At 44.7% G+C, this 22,047-nt stretch carries 24 protein-coding genes; 8 read left to right on the top strand and 16 right to left on the bottom strand.

Going from position 1 to position 22,047, the window contains the following annotated elements:
• Positions 1–8 precede the first annotated feature (8 nt).
• The 3 genes from AC27KT_RS06970 to rpoE form a co-directional block, all read right to left on the bottom strand.
• Positions 9–1,163: a MucB/RseB C-terminal domain-containing protein gene (locus tag AC27KT_RS06970; protein WP_487128561.1), complete on the bottom strand. Its 1,155-nt coding sequence runs from the start codon at positions 1,161–1,163 to the stop codon at positions 9–11.
• A gap of 126 nt (positions 1,164–1,289) precedes the next feature.
• Positions 1,290–1,871, bottom strand: a complete 582-nt coding sequence (locus AC27KT_RS06965; protein ID WP_487128559.1) for a sigma-E factor negative regulatory protein — start codon at positions 1,869–1,871, stop codon at positions 1,290–1,292.
• Between the two features lie 99 nt (positions 1,872–1,970).
• Positions 1,971–2,549, bottom strand: coding sequence for an RNA polymerase sigma factor RpoE (rpoE, locus tag AC27KT_RS06960; RefSeq protein WP_012518957.1), 579 nt, complete (start codon positions 2,547–2,549; stop codon positions 1,971–1,973).
• Positions 2,550–2,746: 197 nt separating this feature from the next.
• Here rpoE and nadB point away from each other — a divergent pair, with 197 nt between their 5' ends.
• The gene (gene nadB, locus AC27KT_RS06955) at positions 2,747–4,432 is read left to right on the top strand and encodes an L-aspartate oxidase (protein ID WP_487128557.1); all 1,686 of its coding nucleotides are present in this window, start codon (positions 2,747–2,749) and stop codon (positions 4,430–4,432) included.
• A 297-nt stretch (positions 4,433–4,729) separates the two neighbouring features.
• Here nadB and AC27KT_RS06950 read toward each other — a convergent pair whose 3' ends face one another.
• The 3 genes from AC27KT_RS06950 to AC27KT_RS06940 all read right to left on the bottom strand — a co-directional run bounded on the left by AC27KT_RS06950 (position 4,730) and on the right by AC27KT_RS06940 (position 6,384).
• Positions 4,730–5,602 (bottom strand): MaoC family dehydratase, encoded by an 873-nt coding sequence (locus AC27KT_RS06950; RefSeq protein ID WP_487128555.1) that lies wholly within the window; start codon positions 5,600–5,602, stop codon positions 4,730–4,732.
• Positions 5,603–5,615: 13 nt separating this feature from the next.
• The gene (locus AC27KT_RS06945; protein ID WP_487128553.1) at positions 5,616–6,011 is read right to left on the bottom strand and encodes a hypothetical protein; all 396 of its coding nucleotides are present in this window, start codon (positions 6,009–6,011) and stop codon (positions 5,616–5,618) included.
• Between the two features lie 121 nt (positions 6,012–6,132).
• A complete protein-coding gene (locus tag AC27KT_RS06940) occupies positions 6,133–6,384 on the bottom strand; it encodes an FAD assembly factor SdhE (RefSeq protein WP_014950112.1) in 252 nt (83 codons plus the stop codon).
• 187 nt (positions 6,385–6,571) lie between these two features.
• Between AC27KT_RS06940 and ygfZ the strand changes: the two genes are divergently transcribed.
• Complete coding sequence (gene ygfZ, locus AC27KT_RS06935) at positions 6,572–7,618, top strand: CAF17-like 4Fe-4S cluster assembly/insertion protein YgfZ (RefSeq protein ID WP_487128551.1); 1,047 nt, start codon at positions 6,572–6,574, stop codon at positions 7,616–7,618.
• 62 nt (positions 7,619–7,680) lie between these two features.
• Entirely contained in the window at positions 7,681–8,166 is a 486-nt protein-coding gene (locus AC27KT_RS06930) for an FKBP-type peptidyl-prolyl cis-trans isomerase (RefSeq protein WP_039216984.1), read from the top strand.
• A 172-nt stretch (positions 8,167–8,338) separates the two neighbouring features.
• Here the strand turns inward: AC27KT_RS06930 and AC27KT_RS06925 are convergent, their stop codons facing one another.
• Both AC27KT_RS06925 and nadE read right to left on the bottom strand, forming a co-directional pair.
• Entirely contained in the window at positions 8,339–8,677 is a 339-nt protein-coding gene (locus AC27KT_RS06925; protein ID WP_012517511.1) for a P-II family nitrogen regulator, read from the bottom strand.
• Between the two features lie 2 nt (positions 8,678–8,679).
• Positions 8,680–9,516 (bottom strand): ammonia-dependent NAD(+) synthetase, encoded by an 837-nt coding sequence (gene nadE / locus AC27KT_RS06920; protein ID WP_487128548.1) that lies wholly within the window; start codon positions 9,514–9,516, stop codon positions 8,680–8,682.
• Between the two features lie 456 nt (positions 9,517–9,972).
• Between nadE and AC27KT_RS06915 the strand changes: the two genes are divergently transcribed.
• On the top strand, positions 9,973–10,554 hold the full coding sequence (locus tag AC27KT_RS06915) for a GspH/FimT family pseudopilin (RefSeq protein ID WP_487128546.1): 582 nt from the start codon (positions 9,973–9,975) through the stop codon (positions 10,552–10,554).
• 73 nt (positions 10,555–10,627) lie between these two features.
• On the opposite strand, the gene AC27KT_RS06910 is transcribed toward AC27KT_RS06915, so the two are convergent.
• The gene (locus tag AC27KT_RS06910) at positions 10,628–11,020 is read right to left on the bottom strand and encodes a type II secretion system protein (protein WP_487128544.1); all 393 of its coding nucleotides are present in this window, start codon (positions 11,018–11,020) and stop codon (positions 10,628–10,630) included.
• Between the two features lie 78 nt (positions 11,021–11,098).
• Here AC27KT_RS06910 and AC27KT_RS06905 point away from each other — a divergent pair, with 78 nt between their 5' ends.
• The 4 genes from AC27KT_RS06905 to AC27KT_RS06890 are packed head-to-tail and all read left to right on the top strand — an operon-like array spanning position 11,099 to position 13,541.
• Positions 11,099–11,653, top strand: coding sequence for a pilus assembly FimT family protein (locus tag AC27KT_RS06905; RefSeq protein WP_487128542.1), 555 nt, complete (start codon positions 11,099–11,101; stop codon positions 11,651–11,653).
• Positions 11,647–12,291, top strand: coding sequence for a potassium:proton antiporter (locus tag AC27KT_RS06900; RefSeq protein ID WP_487128540.1), 645 nt, complete (start codon positions 11,647–11,649; stop codon positions 12,289–12,291). Before AC27KT_RS06905 ends, AC27KT_RS06900 begins: the two co-directional genes overlap by 7 nt.
• Positions 12,281–13,213, top strand: coding sequence for a hypothetical protein (locus tag AC27KT_RS06895; protein ID WP_487128538.1), 933 nt, complete (start codon positions 12,281–12,283; stop codon positions 13,211–13,213). The genes AC27KT_RS06900 and AC27KT_RS06895 overlap by 11 nt, the downstream gene beginning before the upstream one ends.
• Entirely contained in the window at positions 13,200–13,541 is a 342-nt protein-coding gene (locus AC27KT_RS06890) for a hypothetical protein (protein ID WP_487128536.1), read from the top strand. The genes AC27KT_RS06895 and AC27KT_RS06890 overlap by 14 nt, the downstream gene beginning before the upstream one ends.
• Before the next feature lie 48 nt (positions 13,542–13,589).
• Here AC27KT_RS06890 and AC27KT_RS06885 read toward each other — a convergent pair whose 3' ends face one another.
• The 7 genes from AC27KT_RS06885 to fkpB all read right to left on the bottom strand — a co-directional run bounded on the left by AC27KT_RS06885 (position 13,590) and on the right by fkpB (position 22,047).
• Positions 13,590–14,054, bottom strand: coding sequence for a type IV pilin protein (locus tag AC27KT_RS06885; RefSeq protein WP_487128534.1), 465 nt, complete (start codon positions 14,052–14,054; stop codon positions 13,590–13,592).
• 2 nt (positions 14,055–14,056) lie between these two features.
• Positions 14,057–18,124: a PilC/PilY family type IV pilus protein gene (locus AC27KT_RS06880; RefSeq protein ID WP_487128532.1), complete on the bottom strand. Its 4,068-nt coding sequence runs from the start codon at positions 18,122–18,124 to the stop codon at positions 14,057–14,059.
• A gap of 8 nt (positions 18,125–18,132) precedes the next feature.
• Positions 18,133–18,696, bottom strand: a complete 564-nt coding sequence (locus tag AC27KT_RS06875) for a pilus assembly PilX family protein (RefSeq protein WP_487128530.1) — start codon at positions 18,694–18,696, stop codon at positions 18,133–18,135.
• Entirely contained in the window at positions 18,693–19,550 is an 858-nt protein-coding gene (locus tag AC27KT_RS06870; RefSeq protein ID WP_487128528.1) for a PilW family protein, read from the bottom strand. The genes AC27KT_RS06875 and AC27KT_RS06870 overlap by 4 nt, the downstream gene beginning before the upstream one ends.
• A complete protein-coding gene (pilV, locus tag AC27KT_RS06865) occupies positions 19,547–20,197 on the bottom strand; it encodes a type IV pilus modification protein PilV (protein ID WP_487128526.1) in 651 nt (216 codons plus the stop codon). Before pilV ends, AC27KT_RS06870 begins: the two co-directional genes overlap by 4 nt.
• A 435-nt stretch (positions 20,198–20,632) precedes the next feature.
• Positions 20,633–21,577, bottom strand: a complete 945-nt coding sequence (ispH, locus tag AC27KT_RS06860; RefSeq protein ID WP_487128524.1) for a 4-hydroxy-3-methylbut-2-enyl diphosphate reductase — start codon at positions 21,575–21,577, stop codon at positions 20,633–20,635.
• Between the two features lie 2 nt (positions 21,578–21,579).
• Positions 21,580–22,047: an FKBP-type peptidyl-prolyl cis-trans isomerase gene (gene fkpB / locus AC27KT_RS06855; RefSeq protein ID WP_334059677.1), complete on the bottom strand. Its 468-nt coding sequence runs from the start codon at positions 22,045–22,047 to the stop codon at positions 21,580–21,582.

Below are 22,047 nucleotides of genomic sequence, written 5' to 3'. Positions count from 1 at the left end.
TCGCGCTGTTATTCATTTACACTGCTTACGGGGCGTAAAGACGTAGCAATAGCGTTCGCGGTCTGCAAGGGTATTTCTCCCACCACTGTCACCTGGGCCTTGCCGTCTGTTAACGTTAAGAACGTGCTCACTTCATTACGCAGCGCCAGCGTTTCACCTAACGCATCTTCCGCAGGCTGAACGTACACAGATACGTCAACCAATCCATCTGAAAAGAGTTTATATTCTACAATTTGCCCTGTTAAGGCCAATCGTCTTGTGTCTTGCTTTATTTCTCGCATGCCAGCCGGCAAATAGGTGACGTCCCATTTGTGTGCACGATTTGGCGTGTTGCTTAGCGCCATGGGCGCGGGTAACGACGCCGAATTTATGCGTGAGAAATATTCTGCAGGCTCTGCAGATATCGCAAATGCCGTGACCTGAATTTGTTCTAATAGCGCCCCTTGCAAATCAAGCATGTTCAGTTTGAGCAACATGCCAGATGACTCATCCAGCCAAAGCTGGTAGCCAAATCGCGTATTATCTCGGCTGACTATTCGTATCTGCTGCGCTGAACGCCCTGCCACCCGGGCTCGGCCCACCGCTACAAACTCATAAGCTTCAGCTAGCTGTTCAGGGTGATAAAGTAGTGCACTAGGAATAGGCCCGTTAATGTGCTTCGAGCGCAAACTATAGGGTTGTACATCTGGCTCAAATACACTCACGACGTCATTTACGCGAATGAGCTCGCGTCCTGGCCCATTTTGAAGGTTTAGCTGCTCTAGCTCAGAGCCATCTTCCGTTATTCCGTGACGCCACAAATAGGGGACAGTTTCCTTGCCGGTGATAGTTTGCACAAAAGACACTTGGAAATTGGCATTGGTAATAATGTTCTGAAGTTCCGCTAACCACTGGTTGGCCGATTGGGGTTGTCGCGTGCTAGACGAAGCCGCATTTTGCTCAATTTGTGCTTGAATGGGGTCTTCCGGTTCAGCAGACTCCCCTTGGTCAGCCTTCGTGCGTGACCCTGATTTGGCGTTTGATTTAACGTCGCCATCGTTTACATTCTGGACTGCCCCACTAGGAGCTTTTGCCTCTTCGCTAGGCGAAGTAGTTTGGGCTGCCAAAGGCTGGATAGCCGCGCCCGAAATGAAAAAAAGTGCAAGGATAGAACTACAGCGCATTTTTTCCCGCCTTAAAACAAACATACCAGCAGTATATGCTGGTATGATTAAAATATGAAATGCACGTCAGCCGCAATTTACTTACGAAAGCGCACTCCAACTAATGTTGATTAGCCTAGCGAAAACCTACGGACGCTCTGGTCCACTTGTCTCGTTTTCACTTTCCTCTTCCTGCGCTTGCTTAAGCTTTATTTGCTGCTCATGGTCAGCAATCAGCGCATTAATTTTACGCTTTTTCTCAAGCATTTCATTCATGTCGTTGCGCGGTAGCGTTCTGGTTTGTTCCAAACTAACTGGAGACAACCCGCCTTGAGGAGCAATCGTTGGCGCTGTCATGAACGGTTCAGTAGGCGCTTCTTGATTAGTGTATTGAACACCAAAGATAACTGCCACTGCCACCGATGCGGCTACTGCAAACTGGCCTGACTGCTTCGCAAAAGGAACGACATTGCCAATCAATGGTATCGACTGCCAGCGCGAACGTTTAGGTGCGACTATGGCTGGCTCATTTTCAAGCGCAGCTGCTACGCTTGCTGTAATGTCCAACTGAGGAGCAACGCTTGCCTCTTTTCGCATTGCACCGCGATACACGTGGTAACGTTGCCATTTGGCTTGAAGCGCTTCATCGTGCTTAATCGCATCGATGATGTCATTGCCTTCTATCTCACCATCCATGAATGCGGACAATTTTTCTTGCTGTTGCGTCATATATTCATTTCCAGATCAAAGTGATCGTTAACTACCCTAACACAGCTGTTAGTCATCGTGGAAAAAAGAAAGTTCATCTTTTTTTGATTTTATTTCTTTTTAATTTTCTAACAACGGTTGAATAACTTTATCAATCGCCTCTCGGGCCCTAAAAATACGGGATCTTACCGTACCTACAGGACACGACATTACGTTCGCGATTTCTTCATAGCTCAACCCTTCAATTTCACGCAGCGTTATCGCCATGCGTAAATCGTCCGGCAGCTTTTCAACTACCTTAAACAGGGTTTCTTCAATTTCCTCAGATAGCAGGCTTCGTTCAGGTGTTGATTGCTCTTTTAAAGCATCGCTACCTTCGTAAAAATCAGCTTCGTCAGCATCGACATCGCTTGCAGGCGGCTTGCGACCTTGAGATACAAGATAGTTCTTGGCACTGTTTACCGCAATGCGATAGAGCCAAGTATAAAATGCACTGTCGCCACGAAAATTAGGTAAGGCACGGTATGCTTTTATGAACGCTTCTTGCGTTACATCAGCAACGTCACCGGTATTTTTTACATAGCGAGAAACAAGATGCATCACTTTGTGTTGATAACGAGTTACCAATAAGTTGAACGCATTTTTATCGCCACGCTGTACTTTTTCGACCAGTTGTTGGTCGGTTATCTGCTCGCTCATTCGAGCCATTACTCCCTACTTCAACTACACCATAGCTCTAACAAGCATGTGTGTAGACGCGTTCTTTTTACAAAAGTTCTGTAAAAGCATTAAATATTTTAAAAAATGCTTAAGTCAGGGGGCAAGAATGATTGTGTTTTGCTACTCATCCTTTAGACTTGCCGAACCTTTGCTCGTTTGAATTGATATAAAAATACATGAAATCTGTATCGTCTTCACTAACTTCCACATCAAATGCAATAGAACATCGTTGTGACGTATTGATTATTGGGAGTGGCGCAGCAGGATTGAGCTTAGCGCTTAAGCTTGCCGACCATTGTCAGGTTATTGTACTTAGTAAAAGTGACCGCAATGAGGGCTCTACCCGCTATGCACAGGGTGGTATTGCCGCAGTATTCGATGAACAAGACTCTATAGACGCACACGTAAAAGATACGCTTGCCGCAGGCGCAGGGCTATGCGAAGAGCCTGCTGTAAGATTTACCGCAGAACGAGCAAAGGCGTCTCTTGAGTGGCTTATCGGCTACGGTGTGCCGTTTGATACAGAGAAAAGTGAATCCGGTGAGGAACGCTTTCACCTTACCCGCGAGGGCGGACACAGTCATCGTCGCATTCTTCACGCCGCCGACGCCACAGGCGAAGCGCTTCAAATTACGTTAAATGACGCAGTATCCACTCACCCAAACATTCACGTGTTTGAGCGTTATAACGCTATAGACCTTATTCCTTCTAAAGAAAAAAAGAACAGCGTGGTGGGTGCCTATGTTTGGAATAGGCAACAAGAGCACGTTGAAGTAATTCGCTCCCCTTTCGTTGCATTGGCGACCGGCGGTGGAAGTAAGGTATATCAGTACACATCGAACCCCGATGTGTCGAGCGGAGACGGCATTGCCATGGCATGGCGCGCAGGCTGCCGTGTAGCTAACATGGAATTCAATCAGTTCCACCCTACTTGCTTATTCCACCCGCAGGCACGTAACTTCTTGATTACAGAAGCGCTGCGCGGCGAAGGTGCAAACCTCTGCCACGCCGACGGCACCCGCTTTATGCACAAATTCGATGAACGTGGCGATCTCGCACCGCGCGACGTCGTGGCCCGCGCTATCGACTACGAAATGAAGCGATTGGGCGCTGACTGTATGTACTTAGATATTAGTCACAAGCCGGCCGACTTTATCGTTAAACACTTTCCTAATATTTATCGCAAGTGTCGCTCGCTTGGTATCGATATAACCCGCGAGCCCATCCCGGTCGTGCCCGCTGCGCATTACAGCTGCGGCGGCGTAATGACCGATTTTAATGCCAAAACCGATCTGAATAACGTGTATGCAATTGGTGAAGTAGCTTACACAGGTCTACATGGTGCTAACCGTATGGCGTCTAACTCTTTGCTTGAATGCGTGGTGTTCGCTAGCGCTGCAGCCGAAGATATTATTAAAAACCTTCCCAGTGCAGACTGTGAAGAGCCTATTGCGCCTTGGGATGAGAGCCAAGTTTCTAACTCGGATGAGGAAGTCATCATTCAACACAACTGGCATGAACTTAGACTTTTCATGTGGGACTACGTGGGCATTGTGCGAACAGATAAGCGACTTGAACGTGCCATGCGTCGAATTAAGTTACTAGAGCAAGAGATTACTGAATATTACTCACACTTCAGAGTGAGTAATAACCTGCTAGAGCTTCGAAACCTGGTTACAGTTGCGGAACTCATAGTACGATGCGCGATGGAGCGAAAAGAAAGCAGAGGGTTACACTTTAATTTGGATCACCCTGAGCAAGTAGACAACCCGATGCCAACAGTTCTTACTCCAAGAAAACAACTGTCTGGTGCTGACGTTGGCTCGCTAATTACTCAAGACAGCTTCGCTGATGCCGACTAGTATAATGATAATGCTCTATTTCGGATTGAAGAAGGTGCCTAGACTGAATGCGCCTCCTTCAAAGAAGAATGGGTATTCACGCAGCTTCATTTAGCACACTGCGTTAAATGAAACTGCGGAACATGGCCGCTAAACCAAAATGAATGAAGGCCAAAAAGTTATAATTAGTGCTCGATAGAAAGCATCAAATAAAAAGAGAGCAAAAATCGCATGCTCTCTTTTCACAATTCACTAAACATCAATCTCAACTAATTGACTGCTTTTAGCTTACCCATTCAAGCCTAATTAAACGTCAAGCTAAGCCTGATTAAACGCTAAACTAGCAGATAAGTGCACAAGGCTGTCATTACTATCGGTAACGTCTATAAGCACACTACTATCTGTTTTACAGTGCTGTTGAATGTGAATGTCACAAGGCAAAAACACGGGCTTTCTAAAGCGGCAGTTTACTTCTTTTACGTTCATAGATTGTCTAAAGTCTTGATGACTTACAAACGCCGACACAGCGCGTGACAATGTCCACATGCCGTGCGCTATAGGCTGTTTAAACCCAAATACTTTGGCAGATATTGCAGACAAGTGAATAGGGTTATAGTCACCAGAAAGCTTTGCATAGCGGCGACCTGTATTAGCCGAAGCAACAATTTCACCGATGAGCGCCCTATTCTCTAGTTCACAATCGTCATTAAAGTCATTTTTAGCACCCAGTGGCGCAACATGAACGGCTTTAACCTTCACTAAGTAACTACTTATCGCCCTGTAAACCAGGTTCCCTGTTTGCAGCGCTTCTAACATCACATCCACTTCCCAACCTCGGTTATGCGGTCTCACTTCGTGAAAACGCACGCGACATTCAAAGGGTTCGCTTAAATCGCAATGGTCTATTACCGATACTTTGTTAGCGGCGTGGATAAGGCCAAGCAAAGGAAATGGGCTTTGCTTGTCCAGCAAGCACTGCATTTGCAATGGTAAGGAAAGCATCTGCAAATAAAGTGGATGGGCATGCTCATTTGCCGGCCAGTCAACTTCCTGGCAAAAAGAAGCGTAGTGCACATTGTCGACATTGAGCGTTTTGGTATAGATGCGCTGAGGCAACGTAGGCGGTTTAAACTGCATAAGCTGCCTGGCGTCAACGCGTTTAAATAACGCTTTTATATACTCACGAAACATCTTTTTAATTCCTTTAAGGCGTTGCTTTTCGGGCCAAGATAATGGCTCTAGCCAACCGGCGATAGTCTGCTTCGCAGCACTCACCTTTTAAGATCCAAGCGAGATGGCTATGATCTTTTTCAAACCATCTGCGTTTTTGGCGCAGCACATTGATACACAGCCCCCAAGTAAAGAGCTGGGAAGAATGATGAATGTTCATTGATATGCCGTCGACCTGAGCATCAACTAACAAGCTTCCTTTTGGCATGCTTTGCAAATCCAGTGGGAGCGTGCTGTCGTCAACAACCCGGATAATACCATCGCTGGTCAAAGAGAGAGCGTATTGAGTAGCAGAAATTTTGTTACTAAACGCGTCATAAAGACGCCAGAAAATAACCAACGTAGTTGCAACAGCAACAAGCGCTATCAATTTTGAGAAGCTCAGCCAAGACCACAAGTATTGAGGAAGGCTGCACAATGCTGCGAAAAGACAAATAGCAACGCATACTTCCCCAAATAACCTTCTAAACCTATTGTGCTTAATGCAAATTCTATACTTTGACACGGTTGACGATAGTCGCCACCATGGCGGCTAGCTCAGGATCTTCGCACTTCTGGTGTCCCATGATCCATGCAAACAGATCTGGGTCGTCGCTGGTAAGTAAACGTTCAAATGTCTCTTGATCTTCATAACTTAAAGAATCGAAGGCTTCTTCCACGAAAGGAAGTAAAAGTACGTCTAACTCTAGCATGCCTCTGCGGCATGCCCACTTTAATCGGGCTAATCTTTTAGGTTCAAACATATGTCTTTCATACCGTTTTTTATTCGCTAACAATAATACCATGCCCTATGCGTGGGGATCACTGCTCTTTTGGTCAGATAGGCAAACTAAATAGAACTTAATCTGCGCACATTCCCATGTATTGCCCTTGAATATTGCTGGTTTTACCATACCTTGAGTACATACAGCGAATTTTACAGTGGTGAATATGACATCTATCGCATCATTACAACGTCTTCCAAGTGAATTTGTGGTCAAGCTTTCAAATGCCATGATAATTTCTTTGGAAGGAGAACAGGCCGACAGTTACCTGCAAGGGCAAATTACGGTCAACATTAATAAGCTAGACAATAGTACTGCCAGACACTTCGCCCATTGTGACAACAAAGGCAAAACCTGGTCTACCGGGTACGTAACTCGCCACCAAAACAAATTATTGTTGATTACCAATGAAGATGCGGGTAATCATTCATTAGCACAGCTTAATAAATATGGTGTGTTCTCTAAGGTTGATATCCGCGACGAAACACAAACATACAGTGCTCACTTTATTTCGCTTTGTGCGGTGAAAACTAACGAAGTAAAGGCAACGTTAAGCCAGCTTTTCTCCGAAAACGAAGTAGAACGCCTTCTTGAGAGCGATACTCCTGACAATGGTTCTCTTGAAAAAGTCGAGAGCGAACACGGCGTCGCCTATTTTGCCAATACTAGCTGCAAAGGAATTATTGTTCTTTTAGAAGATAATGGCGCAAAGCAAATAAATTCGTTAATAGAAACACAAACCCTTTCTTGCTATCCCCAAACTGTGTTTGACGCTATACAAATTCAAAGCGTACACGCTTTGGTGCAAGGCGACGCGGTGGCGGAATATGTGCCACAAATGATAAATGTGCAGGCGCTTAACGGTATCGACTTTGATAAAGGTTGTTATATGGGGCAAGAGGTGGTGGCTCGAACCCGCTTCTTAGGTAAAAACAAACGCGCCGCCTACAGCTTTAAGCTTGAAGGTAACCTAGATATTAAACCTGGCGATGCATTAGAAAAGCAGTTGGGTGAAAATTGGCGTATAGCAGGCAAAATACTCAATGTAGCGTTGCTCGATGAAGAAACCTGGTTTATTGCTGTGTTGAACAACGACACCACCAGCGAAGATTTACACAGATTGGCTGATAATAATGCCATTACCTGTTACCCTAATGCTTTGCCGTACAGTATTGAGCAGAAAGCTAGCAATATTGTGAAAAAACGTCGATAAGCAGTTTTTACTGCATTACATTTATTGCCCTGAATTCTGAAAGGGCCAAGATAGGATTTGTTATGACAATTACTTCTGACAGCGTTGTAACGCTACACTACACCGTATCTACCGAAGACGGCACAACGCTAGACTCTTCAGAAGGGAAATCGCCACTAGTAGTACTACTAGGCCGTCGCTTCTTAATTGAAGGACTAGAAGATGCACTTATTGGTAAATCGAAGGAAGATAGCTTCAACGTTTCAGTAACCCCTGAAAAAGCCTACGGTGAACGTGCTGACGAACTTGTGCAAACCGTACCACGATCAATGTTTGACGGTATGGATGTTGAAGTGGGTATGTCTTTCCGCGCAACGACGCCCCAGGGTGAGCAATCGGTAATTATTATTGAAACAACTGACGAAGAGGTTGTTGTTGATGGTAACCACCCACTTGCCGGTATTCCGTTAACTTTCGACGTATCGGTTGTTGACGTGCGTGAAGCTACGCAAGAAGAGCTTGAGCACGGTCATGTGCACAGCGAAGGCGGTTGTGGCCACGACCACTAAGCTATTCCTCCCTTACTTTTCAATAAATATTGAATCTGTATAAACAAAAAGGAGCCATCGGCTCCTTTTTCATTTGCTAAGCAATACCATTTTGCATAGATAATTGCCCACCAGGAAGGCGCTGGGAAGCTTCCTAGCAAAGCATGGGAATGCAGGAATGGTTTAATACACGTTAAATCGCGTCTTCGTTTTGCTCACCAGTACGAATGCGTACTGCACTTTCGACGCTGTAGACGAAGATCTTACCGTCGCCGATTTTACCCGTCTTTGCAGATGACTGGATAGCTTCTACCGCTTGTTCAACGCGGTCATCATCTAAAACAAGCTCAATTTTGATTTTAGGTAGGAAGTCTACTTGATACTCTGCACCGCGATAAAGTTCAGTGTGGCCTTTCTGGCGACCGAACCCCTTCACTTCTGACACTGTCATCCCTGCGATACCGACTTCAGCTAGCGCTTCCCTAACATCGTCCATTTTGAACGGTTTAATGATAGCTTCAATTTTTTTCATGACTACAACTCATCGTAAATTGTTGGAATTGGCACACGCTTATGCTGTGTACGCTCATAAATATAGAGCAATTTCTCTTCCACTTCTGCAGAAACAGGCTTGCCTTCCAAAAAATCATCGATTTGGTCGTAAGACATGCCTAGCGCTTGCTCATCAGCTTTTTGTGGCGACAGGCTTTCTAAATCAGCGGTTGGCGCTTTGGTGATTACATTGTGCGGTGCACCTAAATGGGCAGCCACTGCACGTACTTGGCGCTTACTAAGTCCAAATAACGGGGCTAAATCACACGCTCCATCACCGTACTTGGTATAAAACCCTGTAATATTTTCAGCCGAATGATCTGTACCTAAAACCAGCCCGTCAACCATTCCCGCAATTTCATACTGTATAACCATGCGAGTGCGTGCTTTAACATTCCCTTTCACAAAGTCTTGTTTCGCTTCATTGTCAGGAAGAAGATTAGCACTGGCAAGCGCTTGTGAAGTAGACGCATGAATAGCATCTGCGCCAGGTTTTACATTCACGGCAAGAGAGTGAGAGGGTTGAATAAAATCGATAGATTTCTGTGCATCTTCTTCATCAGCTTGTGTATCATAAGGCAAGCGGACTGCAATAAACTGGTAGTTTTCGTGATGTTCATCATTTAATTCATTTACAGCCAATTGAGCCAAACGACCCAACGTACATGAATCAATTCCCCCACTAATCCCCAGCACCAGTGAATTCAAACCAGAGGTAAGCAACTGCTTTTTGATAAACGATACTCGACGTGCAACTTCATATTCCACATCGATTTCAGGCAGCACTTTCATTTCATCAATAACTGCTTGTTTTTGCATTGTAATATCCACGTATTTTTGAGGCGTCCTGGAACCCGATTCTACGACAATATCACGTTAGATGTTAGTGATATCCCCGTATCATTTGAATAACCCTGTACTTAGTCGCAATGGTAAGCACAGCTTTTTTTTAAGTAATTATTTTAAAGCGTAAGCATGACCCGTGTGAGATAGTTAACCGTAAGGCGTATGGTCAACGATGCGATATCACGGTAAAACATACCTTTATTGTCAGAGTTTAGTTTAACCTAAAATATAGGTGAGTAATGCATATTTATCGCGTAGTTTCATTACATCAAAGATAGAATAAAAAAGTAGAGTTAACGTGGCGATGGTTTTAGCTCAAGGTCAGTCCTAGTGGCTCAGACACCCAACGAGCATTAGCTTTACCTACCGTTTGTTCGGCGCAATCTATAAGCTAAGATTTAGTAAAGTTTGGAAAATAGTAACCTCACAATGATAAGAACAAAATTAAAACAACATTCACAAGCCTTTATTAATCAAAGAGGTCTTACGCTCTTGGAAATGCTCGTCGCCGTTGCTGTGGTGGCGATAATTCTTACTACTGTCGCTCCAAGTATACAGAGCGTTCTTATCAAAAATAGAATCACTTCAGATATAAATAATCTAAGTGCCGTTGTTCAACGGGCTAGGTTCACCGCGGTAGACGAGCAAGCCAGTGTCATTTTGTGCCCAACAGAAAACTACGAGGCCTGCACCAGCAGTTGGAAAAAAGCGAAAATGGTATTTGTAGATACAAACGGAAATGGTAGTCGTGACAATAGCGAGTCGCTTATTATAGCGAGCGATCCGCTTAACTCTGCAAACGCTATCTACGGTGTAACAGGAAGCTTGTCTTTTGATGAGCAAGGCGCAATCAGTACGGCAGCAACAATTACGTTGTGTCCTAAGGACAATGATGACGACTATGCGTCTGCTCTTTTACTCTCTTTGTACGGAAGAATTTCAGTAGCTGTAGACAGTGACGGCGATGGTAAAAAAGAAGACTTAGATGGAAATGCGCTGTCTTGTAATTGATAGCCTAAGTTAATTCCCACAATTACCAGCCGAGTTTAGTATACGCAGTTTATAAACTAGGCCTATTACTTTGTTACCAACATTCTCTTGGGGCCAACGACGTTTCACTGATTCTTATAATTCTACAACTGTCACTCTGCTTCTTAAATAAGAGAGTAGCTGCCATTTCATATTCACCGCTTTGACTCATCGTTTGCGCGATGCTGACTTTGTCCATATTGGCTTGAGGAAGTGCGGTTAACGGCAGATAAACACCAGATTCTAACCAACTTCTCGACTGCAGAGACTGAATTGATAACAAGTACGCTTTTACTTGATTTACTTGGCTTGATTGCCAAGTTGAAATAACCGCAGTAGTCGTTGCTAAGCTCAGTACACCAACGATAGCCAGCACAGCTAGAGCCTCAACAAGTGTAAATCCAGCCCAAATATTTTGCCTGTCTAACCCAATGTCATTCCCTTCCATGGTACAGCTTTCTCTCAATAAGTTTTTCAGTAAATTAAGCCTAACAATTTACCGTTAGCACTTTTACTGGACTTGCGTATGGCTTTTCCTGAAGGAAGAAATAAAAACAGAGAAAAGAGTGGGTATGGGCGCGCAATAGGCATGTCGCTCATTGAATTACTTATCGTAATATGTATTACAAGTATACTGTCGGTAAGCGCGGTTCCGTCATTTCAAGCGTGGTTAGAACGAAACGATTTCAAATATTTTGCGTCGCAATTTGCCAACGCCGCCAAGCAAGCGCGGATTTATGCACTAACCCGTAAAAGGCCTTTTTACCTAATCACAAAATTTGAAAATGCGAACTGCGTAATAATCAGTGACTATGAAGACTGTACCTGTTCAACATACCGGCACTGCGCGCAAAATGATGCCGCGTATTGGGAGCTTCCAGCAAAATGGAATGCAAAGCTAACAACACTGAATGAAAAAGACAAAACCGTAGCTTTCAATCAACAAGGTACGCTTGATTTCGGCAGCGCCACAACATTTAAGCTATCCAGTAACCATTTTGCAGCGAAAGTAACCATTAGCCCTCTTGGGCGTGTGAAATTATGTAGCGAACAGTACATTATAGGCATTCCGCCATGCTAACCTTCTTGAAGACATTAAACTGCTCAAACACAAATAAATTTGGTGGCTATAGCATTACAGAGATTATGGTGGCCTGCGCTCTGTCAGGCATACTAGTAATAGCGATAACAACATACAGTGTACAGTCTCATGTGAGCTTATCGTCGATACAACATGCCATCGCTATAGAAGAAGACGCCCGAGCACTAGAGGATACTATTTCGCGGCATTTAAGCAGGGCTGGATTTGTTGAAAATAACAGCACGCTTGCGCCATTTTTAGCTCTTGCAAGTAACAGCCACTCACCGCCACACGTAACTCTTGATCACCGCGCTGGTGAAACACCAAATAGCTGTATTACGTTTTCCTATGACAAAAATCGAAGCGGCGCCATTTCTGCGGCGCAAGATGAAATGTTTGGGTATCGACTACACGATAAGTCAATCGAATACAGAGTTGGAGGAAAAACCTGTGAACAAGGGGGTTGGTTTGACTTGACCGACCCAAAGACTATCAAAGTGACTCAATTCTCTGCAAATATTATGCACAAAAGCAGCTGGGGTGCCGCTTATGAAATTAACTTCAGCCTACAAAGTGTGATAGACCCCAGCTTTGTGGTAGGCAAAACGTTTGTGGTGGAGGTAGTTAATGAGAGGTAAAGCATTATTAGAAAAGAAGAATACCACCACGTACAGACAAAGCTTTATGTGCACGCATTACTTTTTAAAAGGGAAACAACAAGGTATGGTGGTCCTCGCAATTGTCGCCATACTTCTGAGTGTAGTAACGTTTACTACCATAACCACATCGCAAAACGTTCAACAGTACTATGCCATTCAGAAAATCAGACAAGATAGTGTAAGCTCTCACGAAATGTTAAAGAAACACCTTAAAAGTGTAGCAATGGCGCTTAGAACACAGAGCATTTCAACGGCACTAAGCACTACAAACAAGCCTTTTCTCTCGACTACAGTGCTTAAAGAAAGCCTAAAGGGTGATGAACAGCAGCCGCTCACGCACTACGAAGTAAGCGTTTCTCACAGTACAGAAAGCATTAAATATAAAGCTAACTTTCTTCGTTACCCTGCCCTTCTAAGACTGCCAACCACAGCGCAGCTATTTTCATGGGATAGCCAACTAACTCTTTGGTTGTTCAATCGAAGTGTGGCCGAGCTAAGTTCAGCATTTTTTCCAAATAGCGTGACAGCTTCTGATTGCCACAACTTGCTGGATGCCACCGTCTATTGGATAAATGGAGACTGCGTTTTAACGTATAGTGATCTAACACATACATCGAGTTCAGCACCTACCTTGCTAATCGTGGTAGATGGAAATGTTACTATAAGTGCGAATACTCACTTCTCTGGGCTCATCGTCATGCTTTCGACATCTGCAGCTACCCATGAACTTCACCTTGCCCATTCAAGCTCAATTGAAGGCGCATTCGTATCTAATGCTCAGTTTCAACAGCAGATTAGTGGCCTGTTGACACCCTCAGCACAGGTTCTTAGAAATCTACAGACAGGTACTAAGATGGCGAAAATAATCCCTATTCCGGGAACTTGGTATGACATCGATTAAAAAACCACATCAAAAAGAGTTCAAAAGCATATTGGCAGCTAAAAACGTGACTGCGCCTAAAAATGATAGCTTAAGATCTCTCCGTGGCAATGGATGCAATGGCGGAGTATTAATAGAGGTACTCATCGCGCTTTTTATTTTTATGAGCTCTAGTGTTTATTTACTCTCTAGCGAGATTAAAACGCGGGTACTTTTGCAGGCAACATTAAAGTTGCAAGACGAACAGACACAACAGTTAAATACTACGAGATTAGCCCACACGCAAGATAATGTAGAGCAACGCTGGGAGGATATGGCAGTGTTTGGTATTCCGGTAATCACACATTAGCGCATTATTGTTCGCCAAGGTGTAATAAAAAGATGCATCAGTTCAGCGTTAGCAAGACCAGCAATATTCACCGGTTTCAAGCGAGCCGTTATTGTTTTTGTCCCACCCTTTTCTACCATCGCTGAAGTAGTAAAGGGTACCATCTGAAGCTTGGCCCGAGCCCGATACAGGGGTTGCTCTTAACTCAAAATCAGTTGCGCTTGCAGATTGAATAGTTAAATTATATCTACGGCTTGCCGCCGGCTCTGAGGAAGGCGAATGCGTTGCGAAAATTGAAGGGGCCCCCGTGTCACTCCCACTAGCTCCTGCGCCTTTGTAACTAAAAGAACCACTGTGATGCCGCTCCATCGCAGACGCTAAGCCTAGCAGGTCGGCCTGACCAGTACCGCGATAACCATCGGCAATTACTCCCTGATACGACGGATAGGCAATGGCCGCGATTATGCCGACAATAGCCACCACTATCATCAATTCAATAAGTGAAAATCCGCGTGACTGTTTTTTGAACTTCATTATTATTCCCTTTCTGTTTCCGAATGCCAACTACCGCGCTGAATACGCTCAAATCGCCCGTAAATATTTTCAGCTAAACATTCAAATGCGCTGGTACAGGCTTCGTCGTTACCATCTTCATCAACCTCGATTACCGCAGAAACACACTCTGTCCCCAAACACACAACAGGGCTAACAATGTCTTCTATTAGTATTTTGGTCTCCGGTGCTATGCCCGTTTGCTTTAAATCAGCAGTCCTGTCGTCAGCATTAACTTCACCGTCGTTGTTTACATCAGTGACAGCGTTACCATTAAACATACTAACAAGGTAAGCTCGACTACTTCCCGTTGGAGGTGCACAAGCACTGGTGTTACTAACAGCTGGAATATAAGTGGTAAAGAAAACTTTGTAATCAATAATAAGCGGCGACGACAGTACTTTCTCACCGTTTATCGTTAAGTTTAAATACCACCCGTCTTTATTGGCGAACGCTGCTGCCGCCAGAGCTCGTTCGCTTTCATCACTACTATTTAAGGCGTGACTCGTTGCGTTATACATTTTACTTTCGGTCACCGTTTCCATGTAAGTATATCTGCCATTTTCATCACGTTTAAAGACGCCGCTATCTTTAAGCATATAGAAATTGTCTTCTACTATTGTATCAAGCGGAGATGCGCGCCATCCGCTCCCCAGCGCAACGGCATAATACAATTCATCACCTAACGCGATCTCCGTTACATCCGGACCATAGTAAAAACGGCGATTGGTTTCTTCTGTATCGCCACCGAAGTCAGCAATGCGTGCGCCTTTAATAAAGTCAGCGCCAGACTCACCGTTATAGATGTCTAGGCGAAACAGTTGGCCGCCTGTATCAGCGATATACATATGATCGGCTTCCCCGTCATTATCCCTGTCTATAACAGAAATACGCCCAGGAATGCTGTAAGTCATGTTAGCTAAATCAAGGTCAGAATTCTCATTACTGGCATGCCAAAGTAGACTTCCGGTATCAGCATCAAACATATAGACTGCGTTACCCACGACGTCGTTAGCTCTTAACGAGCGGTCATCTTGAGCGTCATCATAACCGCCACCAACAATCATCACATTTTTTACAACGCCACCCATATTTACTTTGGTTATGGTTGGTTTTGACCATGTTTGACCAAGCCTAGTGAGGGATCCGTCTCCGCCAGTCAGTTTAAATTTTAGCTTAGGTGAGTCTTTCGCTGTAACGTCAAAGACATAATAATTCCTGCCGCCTCTTCGCATACCAACGTAAAGATATTTTTTGCCCTCAACAGTTCGAAGAACCATGTCACCATCAAGGCCATATTCATGGTCTAACGATGGAGTATCTTTATAGAAGTGATGCAAGTTTTGCAGCAGTTCTTTTGGCATGATGGCAAAGTTTTCTTCACCGGTAGCAGTATCAAATGAGTGAAGCATTCCTTGGTTAGTTGCAACGAAAATGGCCGAATCGTTAGTGCCGTAATTCACAATAATTGGCTGTGAATGAATAGGGTCACCCATTTGCGTTCTATAGTCACTGGTACTGCCATTGCCATTGCTGTCTTTAACATCGACACCGCGCGCCCACTTTAATATCGCATCTCTCAACTCATTCGCGTCGGCTTCACTTTGAATGGCGAGATCTGCGGTTGTAATAGAAGAGTTGTCTTCATGAAGCGCATTGTCCTCACCCACGATAGTGCCCACACTATCAAACACATAAATGTTACGATTTATTCCCAGACGACTAGCTGCTCCACCTTCACTCACCTCGCTACCGTCGGCAAGTGTCGACCAATAGCTATGGGAATTCTCTGCAAAGAACCCGGTTTCGCTATCTACTGCACCGTGGCTGTTCTTATCCAGAATTTCGTCACCACTTAACCGATAGCGTTTCAAATTGCCTGGCCAAATTGCGCCTTCGCTAGGTTTAAATAGTGCGAAATACAGCTCATCTCTATGGGTAAGGCGGTTCAGTTGGTTCACTGCAACACCAGGAGAAACAAATGTTGCGTTCACGTCTTTAACAGAACGCAAGATAGTATTGAAAGCTTCAAGCAAATCAGTGCTATTGTCTGCCTGATAAAAGCCTCCGCCACTTTGCAGCGCAAGTTGGTTGAGGAAGTTATTAGCGGTATTATTCGCCGCGAAACCTATCGTGTGCGTTATCACTCTAGGACCAATAACCGATGTAGAGCTGTCGCTGATATTTTTAACTAAATCAAGACCACACTTTTCGCCACCACTTCCAGTACAACTTTTGCCCAACAGTGTCTGTATTTTAGACACACTATGGTTGTTATTCGCTTCACCGTCAGACAGCAGTACTATGTGATTGTTGGTTTGGCACTGTAAGTCAGAAACAGGGGATATATAAGTCGCGGGCGTAGGAATTTGTTCGGTTACGCAATCACTGTCGGATAAATTATCTTCTGTGCATCCAGACGGCAAAATGGAATCTGCACCAATGTAGGAGCTTCGATGACTTACCCGCGTACTCCGTCTTACTGATGAACTAACATCGCTTTCTCCACGCTTTCGACCATAATCGACATTTCGTCCGCCATAGTAATTTGCTGCTTCTAAAAGCGTATCTACGATTGGTGTAAATCCGTTCGCGCTCAACTCATCAATCTTACTGGTTAAATGTTCGCGTACTGAGGCTGTAGCGCCAGGCGTAGCTGCGCCATTAAACTTAACAACTAGTCTTGGCGCTTTAGATGGCGAATTGTAGGTATGCGCTCCTCTATAAGACACGAAATCGTCCATTACAAAAGCCATATCATTGCCCGACTGCCAGCCAGACCGGTCGACGATTTGTTTAACAATACTGCTTATGTCAGGTGTCCGATAATCGTTGTTATTATAGAAGGCTGGCATTGACCACGTAACGCCAGAGGTCTTTGGCAGATTCCGTAAGCGGTAGCGCCTATTGGGATGAAAATCGGATGCATCATCATCGGCCACACCTCGAATTCGCATACTTGGATTGCCGTAGGTCACTGTGCCGTAAGCCGTGAACTCAAGATACGCCTCTGTTATTTCGGCGCCTTGTGGAATATTTACATTTCTAAAGCGAACGCCTATGTAATCGTTATAATTTGGATGAAATGTAAGTTCACTTCCTGTATTCGGATAGCCATTAGTGTCCTCCTCAGAGTTATCTTTAGCGTTACCAACCTGATAGATACCCTCCCCTTGTACGCACCCCGTCGCCGTAGAATCGTCATATGAAACGACTAATTGCGGTGCACCGCTTTGCCCTACATCACTCGCCCTTGCCTCTCGACCGCTAGCTGCATCCGAACTAGATCCTTCTATAAGAATATTTAAGTCCTTCCCGCCACACCAAGCAGACATATCCACAACTTCTTGAATGACTGCACTAATATCTGGCGTGGTAATAACCTCACCTGAGGCTGGAAAGCTGTTATCGGTCGACCATTCGACATTAGCGGCTGTCTTGGCTCTTTCGCTTAGATTGTTGCTGGTAGAAGAAAACGCGGTACTGGAAGCAGATGCTTCAGCTGAAATGACAAGAGAAGTTCCTGCAACATTAAACCTCTCAGAGGTGAGGCGGATATTAGCACTTAAGATAGTGGCCCCTTGCGGTATGTTTAAATCAGTAAAGCGCAAACCAGAAGTTACGGTTTGTGTGCCACTACTTAATATCAGATCGTTGCTGTCAGTAGTCACACTACCATCTATTTCATGGGCATCATGGTTATCGTCTTTAGTTGAAATAATAATTTCAGGACGCACAGCCTCATCAATATTACGGATCGGATAAAGGATTGGACCGCCATAATCAGAGAAGCGCATCAGTCCGGCATTAATGTTTGTGGCAGAGCGCAGCGCGTCTTTTAGCGCGTTTTGCACTCGGAGCATTCTGGTCTGGCTGGTGTTATCGTAAGACCCCATACTACCCGATGAGTCCATAATGAAGAGCACATTGGGGTTATAAGTAACCGCATTGCTAGCATTCCCTAGATAGATATCGAGATCATCGCCAAAGGCAGAAAAGCCAATACAGCTAAACAACGTAATAGAAGCAAGGTAATGTGTTATTTTTTTCATCATAATACCTATTGTGAAGCCGGGCCAAAAACGGATGCAGCCAAGCTGTTGGCAACCACTGTGGACTTACCCGAAACTTTTCCGCAGCCTCTAATAATAAATACGTGGCAGTTAATATTACTTCCACCAATCACGTTGCTTGAACCCCGGCAAGCTTGTTCACGAATAAACGCCGTCCGCGACCAGCTTTTTGAAGAAGCCGCACTTTGGTAAGTACCATCCGTAATATGCCTGTTTCCCACCACTAACCCCCCATCAGTCATGAACCTATCAGTCCACTGGTCATCGTCGAAACAGCTCATAGTATCCACGTCAGGGTCAAATATATTACCTTGTCTGGCTTCGGAGAGGGGGTCAGTTTTTGTCGGATCAGTTAGCAAGGACTCATCTTCTGACTCGAAGAACACGCCTGCAATTGCCGACTCAGCGGCGTCGAATGCTAAACCGCTTTGCTGCATAGACACGGCCATTTTCGATTGGGACAAACTACTTGTTACCGCACTGACGCCTAAAACCGTTATCGACAGTAAAACAAGCAATGCAAACACCATAACTAAGCCTTGCTGTTTCATCGCGAACTCCTGACAAAATTTTTCATATTTCTCAGCGCTAAAGTCTTTGTAAACACTTGATAATAATGAGCGGTTCCCATTGTTACCGATGCTTCATTTAAGAGCGCATACTTTTGCGTCTGACTCTGTCTCACTTCATTCTGATAACTTTTAAGCATAATAGCCCAGCGTAACGACACCACTTGTTGATTAAGGGCTCTTAAATTATCGATATCGTCAGCTGTTACATAAGTCACGGCTTGACCATTTGAACCCGTGATTACGTCTGACACTCCAAATTGCACTTGAAAGCTTTCTACATTGTCTAACAAAGTGATAGTAATGGGAGCAACGGATTGCGATTTAAGGCCAAGAAGGACGCGCCCATCGTATCCCGTACATTTGAGCGTGTTGCCACTGACGAAATAATGATTAACTACGTGAAACTCACGGCCCGCATAGCCATGCGAGTTTCCTGTACAATCTTCGTTATTTAATAGGCTGACAACGAGTTTGTCGCTGCCACCGCTTCCCGTTTGTACGCTTCCTAATGTAGTTTTCGTGGGGAAGTCACCAGCTATGGCAATAGGATGATTTTCGACATAAGCAGCTTCAGCAACAATATCAACAGATGTGTCGACATTTGCGACGATTTGGTCATAGCGTCCGACTTCGTAAAATTCTGCAGACAAACGCGCCATAATAAAACGCCCTGACTCTTGAACTTGCGCCACAGCTTGATTCAGCTTGTTTGTTACACTTGAGCTAACCAATACCTGAATCACTGCCCCAGAGATAACTAGACCTAACGTCAAAGTAATCATTAATTCTACAAGGGAAAAACCAACCTGTTTGCGTTGATTTAGGGCCTTCATAGCGTGATGTCCTTAAAAACACAAGCATTGCTGTCGCCATCGGCTTTATTGCAGCGAGAGTTCAGCTGATATTGCTGATTACCGGACGACGATACTGGCCACATAAGCAAAACCTCCACTCGAGAGCCCGGACTACAGCTGTACGTATCAGCGGTATTATTATCAGCACAAGATACAGACACTGTGGTTTTTGGATTGGTTTGTACTGCAGAGCATGATAATGCCCAGCCGTCGTATTTGGCCATTTGAATTTCGGTACAAGATTGCCCTTCACAATTGGGGATATCAGCGGGTCTTGTTAGACAGCAGCCGTAGTAAGGTTGAGCAGCGCTAGCACAACTAAGACCTGAGAAATTGTAAGTAGTGTTCGAAAAGTAGTCGTTGTTCGCTACCATGCCGTCACCAACGGTTGCTGGACGAGCAGCAGCCCTTAATCGCTCTGCCACTTGTGCAGCAACCATTTCAGCCTGCGTCCTGCTAATTGCGTCTTTGTTAGCAAAAGAGCCGGTAAATTGAAGCGCAGCGACACCTAGCAGACCTACTGCCAATATAAACAGAGTAATTAAGATCTCTATGAGACCAACACCGTCTTGCGTGCAAAGCGTGCTTCCTTTCACTTGGTTTACCGCCACTTTTTTAACTTTCATCACCTTTGCCAAATTCAAAATATAGGAATGGGTGTTATCACCAATTTAGTATAGTAAGGCAAAAGCGTATTACACTGGGTATCATTGGTTATCAAAACGTATAATTTTTAGCTATATTTTGCATGGCAAATTGGTTGTGAACCTAAGCATAGCTTGATCAAACATAGCACAGGAGCAACCGTTTAGTAGCGCATTTAAAACAATCTGTATTGCGAAACCGGCGGTTGCCCTGTAAGGATTCTGAGGCTTCGCGCCCGCTAAAACGATTGCTGAGATGACGCCGCTTCCCTCTCACTAAATTTGCAATTGGCTAAAAGCTCTTTTGATTTAAGGTATTATTATCTATTCGTAAGCCGTTGAATTTCCAGTAGACAAAAGCATAAAAAAACACCGCAACGAAGTGCGGTGTTTATGTATTGTGATATTGCGGCTAAATTAACCGACTTGTTTAACGCGCAGCTCTTTAGGTACAGCAAATTCCACATTCTCTTCGCGTCCAGCACGCTCAGACGCTGAAACTGCGCCCCACGCTTTAAGCTTGTTTACCACACCTTGCACTAACACTTCCGGTGCTGACGCGCCTGCGGTAACGCCAATATGCTCAACACCTTCCAGCCATTCCTCTTGAATACAATTAGCATCAGCAATCAAATACGCTTTTGCGCCAATTTTTTCAGCCAACTCGCGAAGACGGTTCGAGTTTGAGCTATTCTGTGCACCAACAACCAGTAATACCTGACAATCTTGGGCTAGGTCGCGCACCGCATCTTGGCGATTCTGCGTGGCATAGCAAATGTCGTCTTTTCTCGGGCCATTGATTTTGGGGAACTTAGCGCGAAGTGCATCGATAACATCAGCGGTATCATCAACAGACAGCGTAGTTTGGCTGCAATAATAAAGGTTGGTCGGGTCTTTAACTTCAAGCGTTGCCACATCAGCTTCAGATTCAACTAAGTAAATACCGCCATCTTCATTGCTGTACTGCCCCATGGTGCCCTCTACTTCAGGGTGACCAGCATGACCAATCAAGATACATTCAGTGCCCGTTTTGCTAGCGCGGGTAACTTCCATATGTACTTTCGTTACTAAGGGGCACGTGGCGTCAAAGACCTTTAAACCGCGATTTTCCGCTTCTTTTCTTACCGCTTGCGATACGCCATGGGCAGAAAATATTACTATGCTGTCGTCTGGTACTTCGTGAAGTTCATCCACAAATAACGCTCCACGCTCACGTAGCCCATCTACCACAAATTTATTGTGTACCACTTCGTGGCGCACATAAATGGGCGGTTCGAACATTTCAAGCGCGCGCTCGACTATGGTAATAGCTCTGTCTACGCCTGCGCAGAAACCGCGAGGGTTAGCTAAATGAATTTGCATAACTAATTTCCACCTTGTGCAGAAGCGCCAGGTTTAACATCAATGATTTCCACATCAAAGATAACCGTTTGACCGGCTAACGGATGATTGAAGTCTACCGTAACAGAGTCTCCAGCAGCACTTCGAATAATTCCAGGAATTTCCGAACCATCTGGCTGTGCAAACGCTAGAATCATGCCCTCTTCTACTTGCAAGTCAGCACCAAAGCGGCTTCTGTCCATATAGTGAATATTGTTCGGATCAGACTGACCAAAAGCATCTTCAGGGCCTAATGTAAATGACTTTTTGTCGCCCTTTGCAAGCCCGAGTAAACACGCTTCAAAATTGGGTGTCAGGCTGCCGTCACCCATTACCATTTTGGCAGGTTTGTTGTTAACTCGAGTGCTGTCAGCAGCGGAGCCGTCTTCAAGTTTTAAATCGAAGTGAAGAATAACTTCGCTATCTGCGCCAATTACTAAAGAATCTGTCAT

The sequence above is a fragment of the Alteromonas sp. 5NW40-0090 genome (assembly GCF_057552975.1).
The sequence above is the reverse complement of the archived record's forward strand: the minus strand, read 5'-3'. Positions and strand labels throughout refer to the sequence as shown.